Source organism: Pseudonocardia sulfidoxydans NBRC 16205 (assembly GCF_007989085.1).
Taxonomy (GTDB): Bacteria; Actinomycetota; Actinomycetes; order Mycobacteriales; family Pseudonocardiaceae; genus Pseudonocardia; species Pseudonocardia sulfidoxydans.
In genome coordinates, this window is record NZ_BJVJ01000038.1 from 39,297 (window position 1) to 60,958 (window position 21,662).

At 74.2% G+C, this 21,662-nt stretch carries 12 protein-coding genes; 7 read left to right on the forward strand and 5 right to left on the reverse strand.

The window, feature by feature from the left end; genetic code table 11:
* The first annotated feature begins 197 nt into the window (after window positions 1–197).
* Window positions 198–6,185, forward strand: coding sequence for a Pls/PosA family non-ribosomal peptide synthetase (locus PSU4_RS18295; RefSeq protein ID WP_147109888.1), 5,988 nt, complete (start codon window positions 198–200; stop codon window positions 6,183–6,185).
* 47 nt (window positions 6,186–6,232) lie between these two features.
* Here PSU4_RS18295 and PSU4_RS18300 read toward each other — a convergent pair whose 3' ends face one another.
* Window positions 6,233–6,925, reverse strand: coding sequence for a TetR/AcrR family transcriptional regulator (locus PSU4_RS18300; RefSeq protein ID WP_147109890.1), 693 nt, complete (start codon window positions 6,923–6,925; stop codon window positions 6,233–6,235).
* A 93-nt stretch (window positions 6,926–7,018) separates the two neighbouring features.
* On the opposite strand from PSU4_RS18300, the gene PSU4_RS18305 reads away from it, so the two are divergent.
* On the forward strand, window positions 7,019–7,732 hold the full coding sequence (locus tag PSU4_RS18305; protein WP_147109891.1) for a FoF1 ATP synthase subunit A: 714 nt from the start codon (window positions 7,019–7,021) through the stop codon (window positions 7,730–7,732).
* Window positions 7,733–7,804: 72 nt separating this feature from the next.
* On the opposite strand, the gene PSU4_RS18310 is transcribed toward PSU4_RS18305, so the two are convergent.
* The 3 genes from PSU4_RS18310 to PSU4_RS18315 form a co-directional block, all read right to left on the reverse strand.
* Window positions 7,805–8,023 (reverse strand): DUF7455 domain-containing protein, encoded by a 219-nt coding sequence (locus PSU4_RS18310; RefSeq protein WP_147109893.1) that lies wholly within the window; start codon window positions 8,021–8,023, stop codon window positions 7,805–7,807.
* A 5-nt stretch (window positions 8,024–8,028) separates the two neighbouring features.
* Window positions 8,029–8,256, reverse strand: coding sequence for a hypothetical protein (locus PSU4_RS31410; protein ID WP_186817036.1), 228 nt, complete (start codon window positions 8,254–8,256; stop codon window positions 8,029–8,031).
* Between the two features lie 159 nt (window positions 8,257–8,415).
* A complete protein-coding gene (locus PSU4_RS18315; RefSeq protein WP_147109895.1) occupies window positions 8,416–10,989 on the reverse strand; it encodes an Hsp70 family protein in 2,574 nt (857 codons plus the stop codon).
* Between the two features lie 295 nt (window positions 10,990–11,284).
* Between PSU4_RS18315 and PSU4_RS18320 the strand changes: the two genes are divergently transcribed.
* From PSU4_RS18320 to PSU4_RS18335, 4 genes are all read left to right on the forward strand, one after another.
* On the forward strand, window positions 11,285–11,920 hold the full coding sequence (locus PSU4_RS18320; RefSeq protein ID WP_186817037.1) for a histidine kinase: 636 nt from the start codon (window positions 11,285–11,287) through the stop codon (window positions 11,918–11,920).
* Window positions 11,911–12,576 carry a response regulator transcription factor gene (locus PSU4_RS18325; RefSeq protein WP_147109899.1) on the forward strand — a complete coding sequence of 222 codons (666 nt, stop codon included), beginning with the start codon at window positions 11,911–11,913 and terminating at the stop codon, window positions 12,574–12,576. The genes PSU4_RS18320 and PSU4_RS18325 overlap by 10 nt, the downstream gene beginning before the upstream one ends.
* Window positions 12,577–12,668: 92 nt before the next feature.
* A complete protein-coding gene (locus tag PSU4_RS18330; protein ID WP_147109901.1) occupies window positions 12,669–14,039 on the forward strand; it encodes a hypothetical protein in 1,371 nt (456 codons plus the stop codon).
* Between the two features lie 3 nt (window positions 14,040–14,042).
* Complete coding sequence (locus PSU4_RS18335) at window positions 14,043–18,992, forward strand: sensor histidine kinase (RefSeq protein ID WP_147109903.1); 4,950 nt, start codon at window positions 14,043–14,045, stop codon at window positions 18,990–18,992.
* Between the two features lie 6 nt (window positions 18,993–18,998).
* On the opposite strand, the gene PSU4_RS18340 is transcribed toward PSU4_RS18335, so the two are convergent.
* A complete protein-coding gene (locus PSU4_RS18340; protein WP_186817038.1) occupies window positions 18,999–20,174 on the reverse strand; it encodes an acyltransferase in 1,176 nt (391 codons plus the stop codon).
* Between the two features lie 299 nt (window positions 20,175–20,473).
* Between PSU4_RS18340 and PSU4_RS18345 the strand changes: the two genes are divergently transcribed.
* Window positions 20,474–21,478, forward strand: coding sequence for a GAF domain-containing protein (locus PSU4_RS18345; protein ID WP_147109906.1), 1,005 nt, complete (start codon window positions 20,474–20,476; stop codon window positions 21,476–21,478).
* The last annotated feature ends 184 nt before the right edge of the window (window positions 21,479–21,662 follow it).

Sequence of the window (21,662 nt, forward strand, 5' to 3'; positions counted from 1 at the left end):
CCGCAGGCCAGACCCTGTGAGTGGCAATAGTCGCTATAGCGACTATTGCCACTCACAGGTGTATCGGGGGGAGAACCCCACACCTCCTCGGGGGGCGGCCCCGCCGGCTCGGGGGAGCGCACCATCGAATCGGACATCCGCGGTCGGCAGGCTTGTGACCAGCAGAGAAAGCCCCCAACTCCAGCCAGGAGCGGATCGTGACCACGCTGCAGGAACCCGATGCGCCGCCCACAGCGGCGTCCGACGCGCCGGCCCTTCTCGTGGCCGCCGACTACGCCCAGGGCTCACGGGCCCGCACCGGTGAACGCCTCGACCACGTCTTCGAGGAGCAGGCCGACTGGATGCGGGCCTACGGCCGCGCCGGTCACCTCGCCGTCGACACCGGCGACGTCGCCCTGACCTACTCCGAGCTCGACGAGCGCGCCAACCGCCTCGCCCGCCAGCTGCTGGCCTCCGGAGCCCGCGCGGGCGACCGGATCGCGCTGCTGTTCGACCAGGCCGTGCACTCCTACGTCGGCATGCTCGCCGTCATGAAGATCAACGCCGCGTACGTGCCGCTGGACGTCGCGTTCCCGGCCGACCGGATCGCCTACATCCTCTCCGACGCCGGTGTGAGCACGGTGCTGTCGCTGTCGCACGTGCCCGAGCGCGTCGTCGGCCTGGAGGACTTCGCCCCCGGCCTGATCTACGTCGACCGGCTCGCCGCGCAGATCGAGGCGCAGTCCGGTGCCCGGCTGACCGAGGCCGAGCGCGGCACGACCGTCGAGGACCTCGCCTACCTGATCTACACCTCCGGGACGACGGGCCGCCCCAAGGGCGTCGCGATCGAGCACGCCAGCATCTGCAACTTCGTCCGTGTCGCCGCCGAGGTCTACGGCCTGCGGGCGAGCGACCGCGTGTACCAGGGCATGACGATCGCCTTCGACTTCTCCGTCGAGGAGATCTGGGTGCCGTGGATGGCCGGTGCCACGCTGGTCCCGAAGCCCGCGGGCATGTCGTTGCTGGGCATGGACCTGCACGCCTTCCTGACCGAGCGCCGCGTCACCGCGATGTGCGTCGTCCCGACGCTGCTCGCGACGATCGAGGAGGACCTGCCCGCGCTGCGGTTCCTGCTCGTGTCGGGCGAGGCGTGCCCGCAGGACCTCGTCGCCCGCTGGCACCGCGACGGCCGCCGCTTCCTCAACGTCTACGGCCCCACCGAGGCCACCGTGACCGCGACGTGGACCGAGGTCCACCCCGACCGGCCCGTCACCATCGGGCAGCCGCTGCCCACCTACACCACCGTCGTCCTCGACCCGGACAACCCGTACCGGGCGCTGCCGCACGGCGAGGTCGGCGAGATCGGCATCGCCGGCATCGGCCTCGCGACGGGCTACCTCAACCGCGAGGACCTCACCGACAAGTCGTTCATCGAGGACTTCCTGGGGATCGCCGGCAACCCGTCGGGGCGCATCTACCGCACCGGCGACCTGGGCCGTGTCAACGACCAGGGCGAGATCGAGTACATGGGCCGCATCGACCTGCAGGTCAAGATCCGCGGCTACCGCATCGAGCTCACCGAGATCGAGTCCGTGCTGCTGCAGGTGCCCGGGGTGTCGGCGGCGGTCGTCGACACCTTCGAGCCCACGCCCGGCCAGGTCGAGCTCGTCGGCTACTACAGCCTCAAGACGGGCGTCGCCCCGCTCGACACCGACGCCGCCCACGCGCACCTGCGCGAGCGGCTGCCCGCCTACATGGTGCCCGCCTACCTGGAGCACCTCGCCGCGATCCCGATGACGACGTCGGACAAGGCCGACCGCAAGGCCCTGCCGCCGCCCACCATGCGCCGCGCCGGCGGGCCCGCGGGGGAGATGGTCGCCGCCGAGACCGCGACCGAGGAGATCCTCGCCGCGACCCTGGCGAGGACGATCGGCCTCGACACCGTCTCCGTCGACTCCAACTTCTTCGACGACCTCGGCGCGAACTCCCTGCTCATGGCCCGCTTCTCCGCGGCGCTGCGCAAGGAGACGTCGCTGGCGGCCCCGTCGATGCGCGAGATCTACGCCCACCCGACGATCCGCGAGCTCGCGATCCACCTCGGCGGGGAGGCGCCCGGCGCGTCCGCCGCGGTCCGCACCGGCCCGCTCGTGCGCACCAGCACGATCGGCTACCTGACGACGGGCCTGCTGCAGCTGCTGGCGTTCCTGGGCGTGACCTACGGCGGGATCTTCCTGCTGGAGAACGGCTTCATCTGGGCCACCGAGGCCCCCGACATCACCCAGATCGTCGAGCGCACCGTGCTCTACGGGGTCGGGGTCTACCTGGCTGCGTGCCTGTTGCCGATCGCGCTGAAGTGGTTGCTCGTGGGCCGCTGGAAGCAGCGCGAGATTCGGCTCTGGGGCCCCGCCTACCTGCGGTTCTGGCTCGTGCGGACGCTCGTCCGGGTCAACCCGCTGGTGCTCTTCGCGGGCTCGCCGCTCTACACCCTCTACCTGCGTGCCCTCGGCGCGAAGATCGGCCGGGGCGCAACGGTCCTGTCGCGGACCGTGCCGGTCGCCACCGACCTGATCACCATCGGCGAGGGCGCGATCGTCCGCCGCGACAGCTCGTTCACCGGCTACCACGCTGTGGCGGGCGCCATCCGGACCGGGCACGTCACCATCGGCCGTGACGCGTTCGTCGGCGAGGCCACCGTGCTCGACATCGGCACCGCGATCGGTGACGGCGGCCAGCTCGGACACTCGTCGTCGCTGCACACCGGGCAGGCGATCCCGGCGGGCGAGCGCTGGCACGGCGTCCCTGCCGAGCCGACGACGACCGACTACCGCACGGTCCAGACCGGCCGCCCGGCCACCCTGCGCCGCGTCGTCTACAGCGCGCTGCAGCTGCTCGTCGTGCTCGTCGTCGGGCCCGCCGCGCTGACCGGGGTCGTGCTGCTCGCCAGCTCCGTCCCGGCCGTGACGACGGCCCTGACCACCTACTCGCTCACCGACCCGGCCTTCTACCTCGTCGTCGCGCTGCTCTCCCTGGCCGTGTACGTGATGGCCCTGCTGCTCGCGGTCCTGGTGATGGTGACCGTGCCGCGGCTGCTGCGGCGCGTCGTGCGGCCCGGGCGCACCTACCCGCTCTACGGCGTCCACTGGGCCGTGCAGCGCACGCTCACCCGGCTGACCAACTCGCGGTTCCTGATGCTGTTGCTCGGCGACAGCTCGTTCATCGTCGGTTTCGTCCAGGCGCTGGGCTACGACCTGCGGCGCGTCGACCAGACCGGGTCGAACTTCGGTACCGAGATGCACCACGACACCCCGTACCTGACGACGATCGGCTCCGGCACGATGGTCTCCGACGGGCTGTCGGTGATGAACGCAGACTTCTCCACGACGTCGTTCCGGGTCTCGCCGGTCACGGTGGGGGACAACAACTTCCTGGGTAACAACATCGCCTTCCCGACGGGGGCCGCGGTCGGCGCGAACGTCCTGCTGGCCACCAAGGTCATGGTCCCGATCGACGGGCCGGTCCGCGAGAACGTCGGCCTGCTCGGCTCGCCGCCCTTCGAGATCCCCCGCGGTGACGCCCAGGACGTGCCGCACCCCGCGATCACCGACCTGGCGCTGCGCCGCCGCGTGCTCGTCCGCAAGAACCTGCACAACGCGTCGTCGATGCTCGTGGTGCTGCTGCTGCGCTGGGTCGCCTTCACCGCGACGATCCTGTTCGCCGCCGCCGGCCTGCGGCTGTTCGCGACGTACGGCACCGCGGCGCTGGCCACGAGTGTCGTCGCGAGCCTGCTGTTCACGACGCTGTACGGCGCGCTGCTCGAGCGGGCGACGCTCGGGTTCCGGCGGCTGCGTCCGCGCGTCTGCTCGATCTACGACCGCTACTTCTGGCACCACGAGCGGCTGTGGAAGCTGTATGTGACGCCGCGCTTCACCGGCACCCCGTTCGGCAGCCTCGTGTGGCGGCTGGCGGGCGTGCGGATGGGCCGGCGGGTGTTCGACGACGGCGCCGCAATGCCGGAGAAGTCGCTGGTCACGATCGGCTCGGACGTCGTGCTCAACGCGGGCAGCGTCATCCAGTGCCACTCACTGGAGAACGGCTCGTTCAAGTCCGGCGCCACCGTCGTCGGCGACGGCGCAACGCTCGGCGTGAAGGCGTTCGTCCACTACGACGTCACGATCGGCGACGGCGCGATCCTCGAGGCCGACGCGTTCCTGATGAAGGGCGAGGTCGTCGAGCCGCACGCCGTGTGGCGGGGAAACCCGGCCACCGAGCTGCGGGAGCGCCGCACCCCGGCGCCGCCGGCCGCCGCACCTACCGCCGCCGTGCCGGCCGCGGTCGTGCCGGTCGTGGTGACGCGCTCCGACGCCGACAAGGCCGCCATGCTCGCCGCCTACGCCGCCGGTTCGGTGCCGAACCTGGACCTGGACCGCCCGGCGCCCGGCCCGGTGTTCACCGGCCCGGCCCGGCACGTGGCCGCCGTCGAGGCGACGGTCGTGCTGCCGACGCGCCGCATCCCGGTCGGCGCGCTCCCGGCCGGCGCACCCCCGCCCGCCCCGCAGCACCGGCCGGCCCCGCGGCACCGTCCCGCCCCGCAGCACCGTCCCACCCCGCCGGCACCCGCCGCGCGGCCCGTCACCGCGGCCGTGCCGCGCGACAACCAGGAGTCCGTCATGACCAGCACCACCACCGGCACCGCCCGCCCGCCCGCCGCCGTCCCGGCCGTTCCCGCGCCGACGGCCCCCGCGCCCGCCGCCCCGGTCACCCAGCCCGGCTTCGTGTCCGGTCCCGCGACCGGGCCACGCCCCGTGCCGCGTGGCGCACCCGCACCCCGGCCGCCGGTGCAGCCCGTCCGGGCCGCCGCACCCATGACCGGCCCGTCGGTCACCACGCCGCTGCCCGGCCCGCGCTCGGCCGAGCTGCTCGCCCGCCAGGCCCGCCGCGAGTCCAACGCCCGCGTCTACCCGCGACACTTCCCGTTCGCCGTCGCCGAGGCGCAGGGCTCGTTCATCCGCGACCTCGACGGCAACGTCTTCGTCGACTTCCTCGCCGGCGCCGGCGTGCTCTCGCTGGGGCACAACCACCCCGAGCTCGTCGCGGCCGCCACCGAGCAGATGGGCGTGTTCACCCACGGCCTCGACATGGCCTCGCCGGCCAAGGACGCCTTCACCGACGCGCAGCTGTCGATGCTGCCCGTCGCGATGCGTGACCGGATGCGCATCCAGTTCTGCGGCCCCACCGGCGCCAACGCCGTCGACGCCGCGATCAAACTGTGCAAGACGGCCACCGGCCGCGGCCAGGTCGTCTCCTTCCAGGGCGGGTTCCACGGGTCGTCGCACGCCGCGATGGCCCTGACCGGCAACGTCTCGCAGAAGCGTCCGGTCGCCAACGGCATGCCCGGCGTCCAGTTCTTCCCCTTCTCCTCGTGCAGCCGCTGCCCGCTGGCGCTGGACCCGCAGACCTGCCAGACCAACTGCGTCTCGTTCCTCGAGCGCGCCCTGAACGACCCCAACGGCGGCCTGGAACTCCCGGCGGCGGTCATCATGGAGCTGGTCCAGGGCGAGGGTGGCGTCATCCCGGCCCGGCTGGAGTTCGTGCAGCGCGTCCGCCGGCTCACCCGCGAGCTGGGCATCCCGCTGATCGTCGACGAGGTGCAGACCGGCTGCGGGCGTACGGGCACCTGGTTCGCGTTCGAGCAGTACGACATCGAGCCCGACGTCGTCGTCGCGTCGAAGGCGTTGTCCGGCATGGGTCAGCCCGTCGCGATCATCATGTACGACGAGAAGCTCGACACCTGGGCGCCCGGTGCCCACACCGGCACCTTCCGCGGCAACCAGCTCGCCTTCGCGGCCGGCGCGAGGACCGTCGAGATCGTGCGGCGCGACGGCGTGCTCGGCAACGTCGTCGAGCGCGGCCGCCAGGTCGCTGCGCGGCTGGGGGGCTTCACCGCCCACCCGGCGGTGCTGGAGGTCCGGGGGATGGGCCTGATGTGGGGCATCGAGCTGGTCGCCCCCGCCGACGGCCGTACCGTCACCGAGCTGGCCGAGGACGTCCAGGCGCGGGCCCTGCGCGCCGGGCTGATCGTGGAGCTCGGCGGCCGTGACGACTGCGTCGTCCGGATGCTGCCGCCGCTCAACGTGACCGCCGAGGTCATGGACGTCGCCCTGGCGATCCTGGTCCGCTCGATCGAGGCGGCCTGGGCGAACGCCTGACCCCAGCCCCTGTGAGTGGCGATAGTCGCTATAGCGACTATCGCCACTCACAGCTGTTCGGGGAGCATCCCGGCCAGGACGAGGCGCAGGACCCGGGCGAGCTGGTCGTCGGGGGACTCGCCGGTGTGGGTGGGCGGCTCCGCGAGCACGGCGGCCAGGTGCGGGTACCGGCCGCTCGCGACGGCCTGGCGCATCAACTGGACCTGCACGGCGAGGAAGTCGTCGTCGAGGATGCCGCCGCCCGGGCGCTCGCTCGCGGCGTAGGTCTGGATCATCCCGAACAGCGTGCCGACGACCTCCATCTTGCGTGCCCCGGGCGCGGGGTGGCCGGCCATGCGCGCCAACGTGTTCTCGACGACCAGCGTCCCGTTGGGGCCCGCCGCGGGCCGGGAGCGGACGATGTCGAGCAGCCACGGGCGTGCGCGCAGCAGGTGCAGCACTCCGATGTGGTCGGCCACGAGGTCGTCGCGCCAGTCGCCGCTGTCGGGGGCGGGCGTGAACGCTGCGAGGGCGGCATCGGCCATCAGGTCGAGCAGGTCGTCGCGGGTCGCGACGTAGCGGTACAGCGACGCCGCGCCCGTCCCGAGGCGGGAGGCGACGCGGCGCATCGTGACAGCGGCGAGCCCGTCGGCGTCGGCGACGGCGAGCGCGGCCTCGGTGATCTGGGCGCGGCTCCACTCCGCGGGCCGCCCGGTGCGGGCGGGTTCCTCGGGTTCGAGCCAGATCGAGCGGTAGGTCATCGCACACCCGGCCGAGGGCGCGCGGCATCCATCGCGTACATTGTTCGCGAACAGGGTTTGCGAACTGTCCACCACGCGACGAGGGGGTCGACGATGGCTGGTACGGAGCTGTCGGCAGCGGCCGAGGTGCAGCCCGGCGAACACTGGACGGGCACCTGGCTCGGCATGACGGTCAACCTCGACACGATCGTCGCGACGCTCGTCGCCGCGGTGATCGTCTGCGGGCTCGGGCTGTACATGGCGCGCCGCGCCGTCGCGGGCCGGCCCAGCGTGGCGCAGGTGGCCTTCGAGGCCCTCGTCGGCTGGGTGCAGGGGCAGAGCGAGCAACTCATGGGTTCACGGACGCCGCGCGGCGTCGTCGGCCTCGCGGTGTCGTTGTTCGCCTTCATCCTCGCCTGCAACTGGCTCGCGGTGCTGCCCACCGAACACGTCCTCCCACCGCCGACGGCCGACGTCAACCTGACCTACCCCCTGATGCTGCTGGTCGTCGTCTGGGTCAACGTGGCCGGCATCCGCGCCCAGGGCCTGCGCGGGCACCTCGTGGCCATCGTGCGCAAGGGCCCGTTCGAGATCATCTCGCAGTTCTTCGGCCGGCCGGCCTCGCTGGCGCTGCGGCTGTGGGGCAACATCTTCGCGGGCGGGCTGATGGTGGGCATCATCGGGCTGCTCCCGGTCTACGTGCTGTGGCTGCCCACCGCGGCGTGGAAGCTCTTCGACCTGTTCATCGGCGGCCTGCAGGCCGTCATCTTCGCCCTGCTCACGCTCATCTACTTCGGTGAGGCGGTCGAGGCCCGGGAGGAGCACTGACCGTCGGCGCCACGCGCAGGAGCCCGGCCGTCGGGTGACGGCCGGGCTCCTGCGTCGTGGTGAGGGAGGCGGTCAGGGGTCGGTGACCAGCTCCGCTCCGATCTCGCGCAGCCGGGGTGCGTGCCGGCGGGCGTGGTGGCCGCAGAACAGCAGCTCCGCGGACGTCGGGAGGACGACCCGGACGCGGGCGGCGGCACCGCAGGCGTCGCAGCGGTCGGCGCGGGTCAGCGGGCGGGTGACGGCCTCGGCGACGGCGGAGGTGGTCGCGGTGGCGGCGGCGAATGCGTTCATCACGATCACGCGGCCGCGAGGACGGCGACGCCGGTCGGGGTGAGTGCGGCCGGGCCGGGCCGGTCGAGGATCAGGCCGGCGGTGGTCAGGCGCAGCCCGGCGAACTGGTCGCTCAGTTGCAGGCCGTCGACGACGAGGCCACCCCCGGCGGGGGAGAACTCGGCGCGACCGGCGGCGACGGCTCGCAGGACGGCGCGGTCGCGGCCGTTGATGGGGGTGACGGTGGCGTTCATGACGTTCTCCCTTCGGCGTGGTGACCGCTGTGATGCGGACCACTGAAGGATGCGCCGATCCCGGCGCCCGATACATGACGCCTACCCCCGACGTGCAAGGGCCACCCCTCCGGATTCCGGTGGGGTGGCCCCTACTCCCGCGTGCTGCCGCGGGGACGCTCAGCCGGCGAGGTTGAGCATGGTCAGCGTGCCGTCGGTCAGGTTCGTGACGTAGCCGGTCTTGCCGTCGGGTGTCACCGCGACCGACGTCGGCGACGCGCCGACGGGCAGCGTGGCCGTCACCGAGTTCGAGTCGGCGCTGATCACCGACACGGAGTTGTCGGCGACGTTGACGACGTAGGCGAACCGGCCGTCGGGCGCCCAGCTGATCTCCTGCGGGTTCTTGCCCACCGGGATCCGGGCCACGACCTGGTCGTTGTCCGTGTTGATCATCGTGACGGTGTTCGAGTCGTAGTTGACGTTCGCGACGAGCGGCCGCTGGTGGTTCACCGCGAGGCTGTGCGGGCTCTTGTCGACCGGGATCTGGGCGATCTCGGTCTCGTTCGCCACGTCCAGGACGGAGATGACGTTCGACTCGTGGTTGGCCGTGTAGGCCTTCGTGCCGTCGGTGCTGAACTCGATCCAGTGCGGGTTGGGCGCCACCTTGAGGGTGTTGACCACCGTGTTCGTCGACGTGTCGATGATCGAGATCGAGCCCGAGTCGTGGTTGGGCACCCACAGCTTGGAGCCGTCGGGGGTGACCGCCGCGAGGAACGGACGGGTGTCGACCTTGATGTCGGCGATGATCGAGTTCGTCGTCGTGTCGATCACGGCGACGTCGGCGATGGTCCGCGCGTCGTCCCACACGCTGACGTAGATCTTCTTGCCGTCGGGCGCGAACGCCAGGTACTGCGGCGGCCCGGCGTCGACGGGGATCGTCGCGGTGATCTTGTTGACCGACGTGTCGATGACGGTCACGGTCTTGGTCGCCCGGTTGGCGACGTAGACCTGGCGGCCCGAGGGGGAGACGACCGCGAACCCGGCGGGCGTGCCGCCCGGGATCGTCTGGCCCAGCGACGGGATCGGCACGCTCGCCGCGACCGTGACCGTCGGGGTGGTGTCGCCGCCCGCGGCGGAGGTGTCGGTGGCCGCGCCGGCCGACGACGAGGCGCCGCCGTCGGTCGCGGTGCTGCCGGTGCGGCTGAGCGCCCACCACGTCCCGCCACCCACGAGCGCGAGGAGCACGACGACTGCGGCGACGATCGCGAGGACCTTCTTGTTGCCGCCACCCCCGGTCGAGCCCGGCGAGCCGGGCGCACCGGGCGCCGGGGGCGGCCCGGGGGGCGCGCCCTGCTGGAACTGGTTGGGCTGGGCCTGCTGACGCTGCTGCTGTTGCTGCTGCGGGGGCGGCGGCCCGGCCGCCGCGCGCTGACCCTGGCCGGCCTGCGGCGGTGGGGCGCCCCAGCCGTTGCCCTGCGGAGCGGGACCGCCTTGCTGCGGGGCACCGGGAGCACGCGGCGGCAACGTCGCCGCGCCCGCCTGCGGACCGCCGCTCGCGGCGTAGGCGCCGAAACCGGCGCCCGCGGCCGCCGCGGCGGCCGCGCCGGGCAGTGCGCCGCCCTGCTCGGGCGCGGCCGAGACGACGACGCCCGGCCAGGCGACCGCGCCGTCGGACCCGCGACCGGCGCCCGAGGCGCTGGCGGCGGCGAGGGTGGCCGCGCCGAGCGCGACCGCGTACTTGGGGTGGGCGTCGACGACCGTGGGCCGGCCGAGCTCCTCGGAGATCATCCGCGACACCAGCGGGATCCGCGACGACCCGCCGACGAGCAGGACCGCGGACAGGTTGGTGGGCTCCACCTGGGCCGAGCGCAGGGTCCGCGACAGCGTCCCGATCGTCGACTCGATGGGTGCGCGGATCATGTCCTCGAACTCGGCGCGGGTGATCCGGATGTCGAAGTGCCGACCGGGGAGGAAGACCGGGATCGTGGTCTCCGAGTCGATCGACAGCGCCTCCTTGGCCAGGACGCAGTCCTGGCGCAGCCGGGCCAGCGCGATCGCGGTCTGCGGGTCGCCCATGTCGAGCTCGGCGAGCGCACCGCCGGACGAGTAGTTGACGTGCGACAGGATCGCCTCGTCGAAGTCGACGCCGCCGAGGCGCTCGATCCCCTCGGGCGAACCCAGGATCTCGATACCGCCCGGATGCTTGCGCAGCACCGTGGCGTCGAACGTGCCGCCACCGAGGTCGTAGACCGCGATGACCTCACCGTCGGCCAGGTGCCGCGACGCGGCGTAGTGCGCGGCGGCGGCCTCCGGCTCGGTGACCGTCTCGGGGCCGGTCAGGCCCGCGAACTGCGGGACCTCCTCGAACAGCTCCCGGCGGAACGGGCCCCAGTTGGCGGGATGGGTGAGCACGACGCTGTCGGGTTTGCCGCCCTCGGTCTCGGTGACCCGGCCCAGTACGTCGCCGAGGAGGGTGCCGAGCAACGTCGTCACCGCGTAGGGCGAACCGCCCAGCACCACCGGTGTCGGGTCCCCGAGGCGGCGCTTGAACTCGCGCGCCACCCGGTCGGGGTTGCTCACCGCCCGCCGGTTGGCCGCGTCACCGGTGACGAGGTTGCCGTCCTCACGCAGGAAGACGACCGAGGGGGTGACGACCGTCCGGTCCCCGAGCGTGAACATCTCCACGCGGGAATCGCGGGCGACCGCAGCTGCCACGAACGTCGTCCCCAGATCGACTCCGAGGTTGTAACCCACCGCCGCCTCCCCTGCAAACCGGCACACATGGTAACGAGCCGTCGCCGCCGGATCGAGATACCTCCGGGTGGGATTTCCCCTGGTCGGGCCAATTCGTCACTCGCCGGGACAGCGCGGAACGTTACCGAGCGCAGGCGCGTCGACACGACGGGGGAACACCCCGTTTCGAGGTGGGGTTTGCCCCATTCCTCGGCGGCGCGGTCGGGGGCAGGCTGCGACGATGATTGTCGAGCCCGCGCACCGCCCCGGCGGTGCCCCCGGCGCGGGTCCACGCTCCGAGCGGCAGGAGGCCCCGATGGCGACCGACCCGGCGCCCGACGCCGTGGTGCCGACGGTCCGGCTGCTCTCGCCCGGCCCCGACGAGCTGCTGCGCTCGCACCGGGCCCATTGGGCACGCCGCCGCCGGCTCGAGCGCCAGCTCCACGACGGTGCGTCGCTGCGCATCTCGGCGCTCGCGCTGCGGATCGGCGTGATGCGCCACCGGATCGCGCAGTCGGCGCCGGACCTCGACGAGACGATCGACGAGCTGCAGGAGCAGCTGCACGCCGTGCTGCAGGAGCTGCGCGACGTCGCCGGCCACATCTACCCGACGCTGCTCGACGAGGCAGGTCTCGGCCCGGCCCTGCGCGAGGCCGCCGACCGCAGCGAGGCCGTCGTCCGGGTCGTCGCCCCCGACGGCCGGTTCGACCCGGCGGCCGAGGGCGCCGCCTACTTCGCCGTCGCCGACGTCCTGTCGAGTCTCGGCGGGGTCTTCCGCGACGTCACGGTCACCGTCACCGCCGAAGAGCGGGCGCTGGTGGTCGTGCTGGACGAGGTCCCGGTGGACGCAGGAGGGCGGATGCTGGACGAGGTCGCCGGCCTGGGTGGGACGATCGACGTGACCGGCGGCACCGGCGTCGGCACTATCACTGCGAGGATCCCATGCGCGTAGCCCTGGCCGAGGACGGCGCCCTGTTCCGCGAGGGCCTCCTCATGCTGCTGCAGGCGACCGGTCACGAGGTCGTCGGCGCCACCGCCGACGGCGACTCCCTGCTCGACCTGCTCGCCACCGAACCGTGCGACGTCGCGATCCTCGACATCCGCATGCCCCCGGAACCCGACGGCGGGCTGATCACCGCGGAACGGCTGCGCGCCAAGTACCCGGACATGGGCCTGCTGTTCCTGTCGCACTACGCCGAGTCGCACTACCTGATGCGGATCCTCAACATCGGTACCGACGCGATCGGCTACCGGCTCAAGGAGAAGGTCGGCAGCGTCGACGTCCTCTCCGACACCCTCGACCGCATCCGCGACGGCGAGATCGTCATCGAGCCGTCGCTGGCCAAGCGGCTCGTCGAGCGCCCGCGCGGGGAGAAGAAGGGCCTGGTCGCGTCGCTGTCCGAGCGCGAGACCGACGTCCTCAAGCTGATGGCCGAGGGCCGGTCCAACAACGGCATCGCGGGCCAGCTGTTCGTGACGCCCAAGGCCGTGGAGAAGCACATCGCGAACATCTTCGGCAAGCTCGGGCTGCACGCCGACACCTCGGAGAACCACCGGCGCGTCCTGGCGGTGCTCGCGTTCCTACGGTCCCAGCGTGACGACGACTGAGCACCCGCCGGGGCTGTTCGGCGGGGTCGCCGTACCTCTAGCGTGACCGTCTCGAACCCGGGCGAGTCCCGGCCGGACGGGCATGGTGGGCGATGAACCGGACGACACTCGCACGGCTGGTGCGGGGCCTGATCGTGGCGGCGGCGGTGGTCGTGGTGGTCGTCGTCCTCGTCGACGGCGTGGGACTGGCGCTGCGCCCCACCGACAGCATCGGTGTGCTGCTGCCGTTCGCGGCCGCCGCCGTCTGCGCGGTCGGTCTCGCGCTGCTCGCGCCGCGCATCACGCGGCTGGTCACCCGGCTGACCCACCACCGGGAGACGACGCCCTACAGCGCGCTCGCCGACGCCGCCGCCCGGATCCGCGCCGGCTCGCTCGAGGAGGCGCTGCCCGGGCTCGCCGAGGTCGTCGCGGAGGGGACGTCGGCGGCGCGCGGGGAGGTGTGGCTGGCGGTCGGTGACCGGCTGGTGCTCGCCGCCCAGCACCCCGACCGGCCCACCGCGCCCGCCTCGACCCGGCCCGGGAACCTCGCCGTCGACAACCTCGCCGTGCTGCTGACCCGCGACGACACCGACCACGTCGTGCCGGTCCTCGACGGCACCGAGCTGCGGGCGGCGCTGACCGTCGGCAAACCGGGCGCGTCGATCACCCCGGCCGACCAGCAGCTGATGCGCGACGTCGCCAACGGTGCCGCGATGCTGCTGCGCGGCGTCGCGCAGAACGCCGAGCTGGCCGAGCGGGTCCGCCGCGCCGACGAGCTCGCGACCACCCTGAAGGCCTCCCGGGCGCGGCTGGCGCGCGCCCGCGACATGGAACGCCGCCGCCTCGTCGTCGAGCTGTCCCACGCCACCACCGACCGGCTGTCCGGGCTGCGCGCCGACGTCGTCGCCGCCCGGAACGCGGTACTCACCGAGGGCTCCGAGGACGGCGCCGCGGCCGCCCGGCACCTCGCCGACGCCCGTACCGGCCTCGACGAGCTGCTCGACCGCTTCCGCGTGATCGCCCGCGGCGTCTACCCGAACGTCCTGCGCGACCACGGTCCCGTCGGCGCCCTCGACGAGGTGGTCGCCGACCTCCCCCGCGCGGTCACCCTCGGCGGCACCATGGACGAGCGGCTGAGCTGGGAGATCGAGTCCGGCATCTACTACGTCGCCGCCGCCGTCCTGAAGGGGCTGGCCGAGCAGGCGGCCGACGAGGAGCTGGGCATGACGCTCGACCACGCCGACGGCCGGGTGAGCCTCGCCGTCGACGACGCCTGCGCGCCCGTCGGGCTCGCCGCGATGCGGGAGGCCCTGGCCGACGAGGCCGAACGGCTGTCCGCGCTCGGCGGTGCCGTCGAGCTCGACGGCACCGAGCTGCCACCCGGCGGCGGCCCGGCCCACGTCGTCGTCCGCGCGTGGATACCCGACCGGCTCGAACCGCTGGTCGACGTCGGTGGGGCCGTGAGCTCCGCGGTCCGGGGCTGAGCAGTGGACGAGCGCGAGAACGACCTGTCGCGGCCCGCCCGCGAACACCACGCCGGGCACGAGCTGCCCCCGTTCCGGATGACCGGGGGGACGTTGGGCCGCAACGTGTCCGGCCACCGCCCGGGCCCCGACGCCACCACCGCCGTCACCGTGACCGACGTGTTGACCGCCGCTGGACCGCCCGCCGCCGGACCGCCTGTCGCCGCACCGCCCGCCCGGGGCTGGGAGTCGCCGACGGTCGCGCTGCCCACCGGCATCTCCTGGACCCGGCCCGCGCCCGGACCCGCCGCACCCGAGCCGCCCGCCCCCACCGCGCCCGGCCGCGGCGCCCGGCCGTGGCTGCTCGCCGGGTACTGGGTGCTGCTCGTCGCCTGCGGGCTGCTGTCGCTGGTGTGGCTCGCCGTCGGCGCCGTCGTCGGGATCGCCGCCGTCATGCCCGGTGTCGCCGCGTCGCTCACCGCGTCCGCCGCGGGCGGGGGCGGCTGGGCCGCCGGCATCCTCGACGCCCTCGGACACAGCGAACCCGGCGCACAGGCCCTGCTCGACTACGCGCTCAGCGCCGTCTCGCTCGGGCTCGCCGTCGCCATGTCGGTCCGCCCACCCGCCGGCGGACGGACCTGGTCCTCGCGGCTGCTGGTCCTCGCCCTCGTCGGCTCCGCGGGCGCGTTCAACCTGCAGGCCCACGCCGCCGCCGCGGCCGTCGAGACCGCGACCGGCCTGCAGATCGGTGAGCTGCACCAGGTCCTGCTCCACGGCGTCGCCTGCGCCGCCTACATCGTCGCGCTGCTCGTGTTCCCACCCGGGTCCGACGAAGGACCCGACGGCGTCCGCCGCAGCCCCGGCCTGGTCACCGTCGGTGTGGCCGCCGTGGCGCTGCTCGCCGCCGGGTTCGGCACCGCGCTGCTCCCGCACACCGTCAGCTGCGTGCTGTTCTTCGGCTTCCTCGTGCCCGCCGCCGGGCTGATCGCGTTGCCGCGCAGGGTCCGCCGCGGATCCAGCGACGTCCAGCGCACCCAGGCCCGGCTGCTGTTCAGCGTCCTGCTCGCCGCCGGGGCGGTCACCGTGGTCCTCGCGGCGGTCAGCTTCCTGGTGTGGGGGCTGGGCTGGAACGGGCTCACCCTCACCGACCCCACCGCGGGCGGCTCCGGCGACCTGCCCCTCGCGCTGCTGTTCTGGTTCTCCCGCGTCGCCTGCATCGCGGTCGCCGCGGCCGTGCTCGTCGCCGTCCGCAGCAGCGACCTCCAGAACGCCGAACGACGCTTCAGCCGCGGCCTCGTCGTCGCCGTCGACACCGCGGTCGTCGGCGGCCTCTACGTCGTCGTGCACACCGCGCTCGCCCTGTTCCTGCCCGACCCGATGTCGACGGTCGTGTCCGCCGTCGCGGCCTGCGCCGTCGCCGCGATCGCGTTCCTGCCCGTCCACACCCTGGCCGAACGTGTCGTCGACCGGCTCCTCTACGGCACCCGGCCCACCCCCTACAGCGTGCTCGCCGGTATCGCCGCACTGTCGCGGTCCACCGTCGCCGACGCCCCCGACCTCGCCCGCGTCGCCGAGGCCGTGGGCCGCGGGCTCGGCGCGTCGACGTGCCGGCTCACCGTCGTGCGCCCCGGGCTGCGCGACCGCACCTACACCTGGTCCGAACCCGGCGGCCACGTCTCCGACGAGCTCACCGAGGTCGCCGTCCGCCACGGCGAGGAACGCATCGGCACCATCGCCGTCGACCGTGCCGCCGTCGCCGGGCTCGGCCCGCAGCGCCAGAACCTGCTCACCGACATCGCCGACAGCCTCGGCGCTGTCCTGCAGGCCAGCCGCTACGGCATCGAGCTGGAACGCCAGCTGCGCGCCGCGCTCGCCCACGCCGGCGAGATCGCGGTGTCGCGGCGTGCGGCCGTCGCCGAGATGGACGGCGAACGCCGCCGCATCGAACGCGACCTCCACGACGGCGCCCAGCACCACCTCGTCTCGCTGCGGCTCGTGATGGGCCTCGTCGAACACCTGGTGAAGACGGCCAAGTACGACCAGGCCCGGGAACGGCTCGGGCAGGTCGTCGAGCAGATCGGCAACGCCGAGTCGATCCTCGCCGAGACCGCCACCGGGGTCGTGTCGCCGCTGCTGTCCGAGCACGGCCTCGCGGGCGGGCTCGCCCTGGAGCTCGACGAGGGGACCTCGCCCGTCACCGTCGACGCGCCCGGCCTCGCCGGGGTCCGGTTCCCCGCCGATGTCGAGGCCGCCGTCTGGTTCTGCTGCCTCGAGGGCGTCAACAACGCCCGCAAGTACGCGGGCGGGGCGCCGGTGACGGTGCGCCTCGTGGTCCAGGGTGGGCTGCTGCGGTTCCGGGTGCGCGACGAGGGCCCTGGCTTCGACCAGGCCTCGCTGGGGCAGGGCCCCAACCGTGGGATGCGGAACCTGTTGGCGCGCATCACCTCCGTCGGCGGACGCATCGACGTGCACTCGCGCCCGGGGGAGGGGACGACCGTCGAGGGATCGGTGCCGGTCCCGTCACACCATGAGGAGACGATGCCGCTCGACGCCGCCCAGGCCACGGCGTGGGGCCTCGCGTCACGCCCCGCGCAGCCGGCTGCTCCCCTTGTGTCGCAGGCTGTTCCGCCCCACCCACCGGTTCAGCAGGTTCCGTCCGCGGGTCCTGGGCCGGTGGTCGCCGGGGCAGCGGGTGCGGTCGTGGCAGGGGCGGTGGCCGGGGCAGCCGCGCTGCGCGACGGTGACACGGAGCAGCCCCGGGAGGAACCGGGTGCGGAGCCCGTCGACGACACGGTGGGGGACAAGGCCCCTGTCGAGGACCCGGCGGTCGACGACCAGGCGGTGGCGGACGAGGCTCCCACGGCCCTCGGCGAGGCGGCGGGCAGTGGGCGCGGCATGTGGAAGTCGACGCCGCGCCACGACGACGAGGAGGACGAGGACGAGGTCCGCTCCGAGGAGATCGTCTCGGACGACGTCCAGGGTGCGTCGTCTTCTGTCGCTGCCGACGACCTCGAGTGGTTCGATCCCCGCGCGTCGGCCGAGTCTGCGCAGACCGTGCAGGAGACGGGCGACGACCCCGGGTTCGGCACGGGTGCAGGCGAGTCCGCGGAACCGGCCGGCCGGCATCACCGGGAGGACCCGGAGCCGGAGCCGGACCCGGTGACGGACCCGGAGACGGACGCTGTCGAACCGGTCGGGGAGACCGTCGCGCCCGTCGCCGAGCCTCCTGCCGAGGCGGTCGCGGACGAGCCGGAGCAGGTCGTCGCGACGGCTCGGCACGCGGTGGCCGACCCGGAGCCCGCGACCCCGGACGAGGCCCCCGACGCCGAGGCCCCCGACGCCGAGGCCCCCGACGCCGACGCCCTCGACGCCGAGGCGGCCGACTGGACGGCCCCCGACCCCGAGACGACCGGCCCGATCCCCGTCGTCCGCGCGGAGCCCGACGACCTCACCGACCGGCCCGAACCGGAGGACACGGGCTGGACGGCCCTGACCCGCGCGGCGGACCCGGCCCCGCCGGTGCCGCCCGCCCCGGCGCCGCCGGTCGTGGAACCCGGCGTGGTCCTCACGAACGCACTCACCGAGCCGGCCCGGACTGCACCGTCCGCCGCACCGTCCGCCGCGCCGCCTGTCGTGCCGGCCGGTGGCGCACCACGCCGCGCGACGTCGGACGGCCGGCTGGTCGGCAGGGTCCGCGAGGTCCTCGCCGTCGCCGACGAGTGCTACCGCGGCACCCCGCACACCGCCCGGCTGGCCGCGCTGTCCGCGCGCCTCGACGAGCCCCTGCGCATCGCGTTCGCCGGCCCACCCGGGATCGGCACGTCGACGCTCGTCGAGGCGGTCCTCGGCCGCCCCGGCGGCCCCCTGCCGCCCCCGCCGACCCGCGTCCCGGTCTGGTGGCGCCACGGCGACCCGGTGGCGCTGGCCGTCGACACCGCCGGCCGCGCCGCGCCCTACGCCGGCCCGTGGCCGCCCGACCCGGCGGCGCCGCTCGACCGGATCGAGCTGCACGTCGCCGACCCGCTGCTCGCGGAGGCGACGATCGTCGACACCCCCGGGCTGGGCACGGACGGCCGGACCGAGACGCTGCTCGACCCCGGCGACCCGGTGCCCGACGCGCTCGTCCTGCTGCTGAGGCCCGCCGAGGGTTCGGCGGCGGCTTTCGGGATGCTGCACTCCGGTGTCGTCGCGCACTCGCGTGCCAACGCCCTCGGGGTGCTCGCCCGCGCCGACGAGCTGCCCGGCGGACTGGACCCGGCTATCGCGCAGCGCGCGGCGGCGGAGCTGTCCGGGCGTTCGGACGTGCGGCGGCTGTGCCGCACCGTGCTGCCCGTCTCGGGTTCCCTGGCCCGCGCCGCGACGGGACTCACCCCGCCGGAGATCGACGCCCTGGCCCGCGGCGCGGCGGTCGACCCGGGCGTGGCGGCACGGCTCGGGCCCGCGGGACTCGGTGCGGCCGCGGCGCTCGCCCGGACCGCGCCCGACCCGGGTGCGGTCGTCGCCGGGCTGCTGGCCCGCAGCGGTGTCGGCAGGTTGCGGGAGCTGATCGCGGCACGGTTCGTCGGCCGCTCGGAGATCCTCGTGGCCCGCTCGGTGCTGCAGCGTCTGGAGCTGCTCGTGCGGACCGACCCGCCCGCCGACGCCCGGCGGCTGCAGTACGAGCTCGAACGCGTCCGGACGGGTGCGCACGAGCTGGCCGAGACCGACCTTCTCGACGAGCTGCTCGCCGGCACCGTGGTGCTCCCACCCGGGGAGATCGCGGCCGCGGAGCAGCTGCTCGGGATGGCCGGACCGTCGTCCGCGGCCCGGCTCGGGCTCCCGCCCGACGCCGACCCGGACACGGTGCGCGCGGCCGCGGCGCAACGGCTGGCCCACTGGCAGCGGGCGGGCTCGCACCCGGCGTCGTCGCAGGCGGTGCGGTCGGTCGCGGCGGTGCTCGTCCGCACGTGCGAGCAGCTGGTGGCCACCGCCTGAGCAGGGTCAGGCGCTGCGCCGTGACCCCGGCACACCGATCGGCGCGACGCCCGCGCGACCACCCGCCACGACGACAGCCGGGCGGGCGCTGCGCCGCGGCTTGCCCGTCAGCGCCGGCCGTAGCGGGGTGCGCCGGACGATCTCGACGAACGTCAGCGCCGCCACGACCGTGACGACGTAGGTCACGACGGTCTCCCACGGCCGCTGCAGCCGTGCGGCGGGCGCGTCGGGCACCGTCGCGAGCAGCCACAGGATCGCGGGGTGCACGAGGAACACCCCGAACGAGCGGGCCGCCGCGGCCTCGACGAACCGCGAGCCCCGCCAGCGGTCCCGGCGGTCGGCCCACAGCGTGCCGAGGCCCCAGACGGCCGCCACCACCGACACCGTCCACGGGATGATGACCGGCTGGAAGACGTCGGCGGCGAACTGCGCGGTGGCGCCCGTCGCCACCGAGTGCCGGTACCAGAGCTCGACGGCCGCCCCCGTGCCGAGCGGTGCGACGAACACCAGCGGCAGGTGGGCGCGGACCCAGGCGTCGACGGCACCGAGGTTCATCGCGACGACCCCGCCGAACACGACGAAGAACTGGTAGCTGACCAGCAGCGACGTCGCGTAGGGGAGGACGGTGGCCTCGGTGGGCGAGGGCGTCGGCACGTGCAGCCACAGGTCGGTGACGACCTGCAGCACGGCACTCGCGGCCAGGACCAGCAGGTGATGGCCGCGGGTGGCCCGCAGCAGCGCCCGGAACAGCGGGAACACCAGGTAGAACTGCAGCGACACCAGCAGGAAGTACAGGTGGTACCAGGCGGTCCCGGTCAGCAGGGCGTGGCCGAACGCGCGCAGCGCCGCACCCACGGGAAGCGGGGCCGTCGACAGCCCGAGCCCGGTGTAGATCGCCGACCACACCACGTACGGGACGCCGACCAGCAGGAACCGGCGCCGCCAGAACCGCAGCGGGCCGGGCGCCTCGTCGCGATGGCGGTGGGTGAGCACGAACGCGGTCAGCGCGAAGAACGCCTCCCGCGTGAAGTGCAGGAGGACGACGAACCCGCCGGCGGCGACGCTGTCGAGCGGCGCCGTCGTCGAGATCGTGTGGACGGCGATCACGCAGGCGAACGTGACGACCCGGACGAGGTCCACCGGATACAGGTGCGGGGCGCGCACGGGCGCCGCCGGGGTCACCGCGCGAGCTTCCGGGGTGGCGTGACGGCCGTCCCCGGTGGTCGTGCGCGCCGGGCCGGTGCGGGGAGCATGCGGGGCACGGGTCCGGAGGGTGGCCCGTCGAGCTGTGGGGAAGCTGTGAACCGCGTAAGAGGTCTCCGCCGTCCCGGCGCGTTCGTCGACGATGCGGTCATCGGGCGAGCACACTACCCCGATCGGTAGGTCACCGATGGCCCGTGTCGGGGGCCTCGGTGACCGATGGTTGACTGCCGCGCACACGACGTGCCCGACGTTGCACGATCGGCGGAAGGACGGTGCAAGTGCTCGCGAACGACCCCACCCTCATCGGTCTCGCACTCCAGGTGGGCCGGACGCGAACGGCGCAGCTCGACGTCGGCGCGCTGGTCTCGGGGGTGTGCGGGGCCCTGCCGATGGCGGTAGGGGTGGCGGGCGCGGTGATCGTCTTCACGCGCGCCCCGGACCCGTTGACCGGCCCGGTGTTCGCCTCCGACCCGGCGGCGAACCGGCTCGGCGAGCTGCAGCACCGGCGCGCCGCGGGCCCGGTGCAGGAGGCGATCGCGACGGGCTGTGTCGTCGTCACCGCCGACCTCACCCGGTCGGAGTCCGTCGAGGTCGCGGCCGTCGCGGCCGAGACCGGACTGGCCAGCGCCGTCACCGTCCCGATCGCGCTCGACGGCCGCACGGTCGCCGCGCTGCAGCTGCTCGGCACCGGCTTCCGGCCGGTCCCCGGGGAGCTCGCCGAGACGGTCAGGCCGCTGGTGGAGGCGCTGTCGGCGCGGCTGTCGGACGCGTCGGGGTTCGGCCGGCTGAGCGCCGCGGTCGCCCGGTCGACGGCCGCGCTGGAGTCGGGTCTGCCGCTCGCCCACGCGACGGGGATCCTCGCCGAGCGCTACCGCACCGACGTCGAGGAGGCCGGCCGTTTCCTCGCGGGCGCGGCCGCCCGTGCCGCGTTGCCGGTCGAGGTGCACGCCGCCGCGGTGGTCGCCGAGGTCGGCCGCCGTGACGGCACGGTGCGCCGGGACGCCGGCCCGCGCGACGACATGCCCACCGACACCCCGCCCCCGGTCTCCGGGGAGGTGCCTGTGCCGCGGGACGCCTCCACGGGGCGCCGGCACCGCCGTGACGACGCCGGGCCGCTCGCCTGGCTCGCCGGTGACCTCCCGCTGCCGCGGCACTCCCGGGCGCGTCGTGAGCCCCGGGTCCCGCGCCGCCCCGAGCACGGCGACGCCCGCGCCACGGCCGACACCGAGGACGGCGACGGCGGACCGGGCAGCCCGCGACACCGGCGCGCCGACATCTCCTGACCCGGGACCCGGGCGCAACCTCAGTGCTGTCGGCGGTCCGGGAGGCCGCAACCAGGTTGCGCGCCGAGGACCGGGCGCAACCTCAGTGCTGTCGGCGGTCCGGGAGGCAGCGACCAGGTTGCGCGCCGAGAACCGGGCGCAACCTCACTGCTGTCGGCGGTCCGGGAGGCTGCAACCAGGTTGT

Coding starts and splice junctions, on each gene's coding strand:
- PSU4_RS18300 (WP_147109890.1), bottom strand. CDS start 6,925: ATGACCTACCGCTCGATCTGGCTCGAACCCGAGGAACCCGCCCGCACC.
- PSU4_RS18305 (WP_147109891.1), top strand. CDS start 7,019: ATGGCTGGTACGGAGCTGTCGGCAGCGGCCGAGGTGCAGCCCGGCGAA.
- PSU4_RS18310 (WP_147109893.1), bottom strand. CDS start 8,023: ATGAACGCATTCGCCGCCGCCACCGCGACCACCTCCGCCGTCGCCGAG.
- PSU4_RS31410 (WP_186817036.1), bottom strand. CDS start 8,256: ATGAACGCCACCGTCACCCCCATCAACGGCCGCGACCGCGCCGTCCTG.
- PSU4_RS18320 (WP_186817037.1), top strand. CDS start 11,285: ATGGCGACCGACCCGGCGCCCGACGCCGTGGTGCCGACGGTCCGGCTG.
- PSU4_RS18325 (WP_147109899.1), top strand. CDS start 11,911: ATGCGCGTAGCCCTGGCCGAGGACGGCGCCCTGTTCCGCGAGGGCCTC.
- PSU4_RS18330 (WP_147109901.1), top strand. CDS start 12,669: ATGAACCGGACGACACTCGCACGGCTGGTGCGGGGCCTGATCGTGGCG.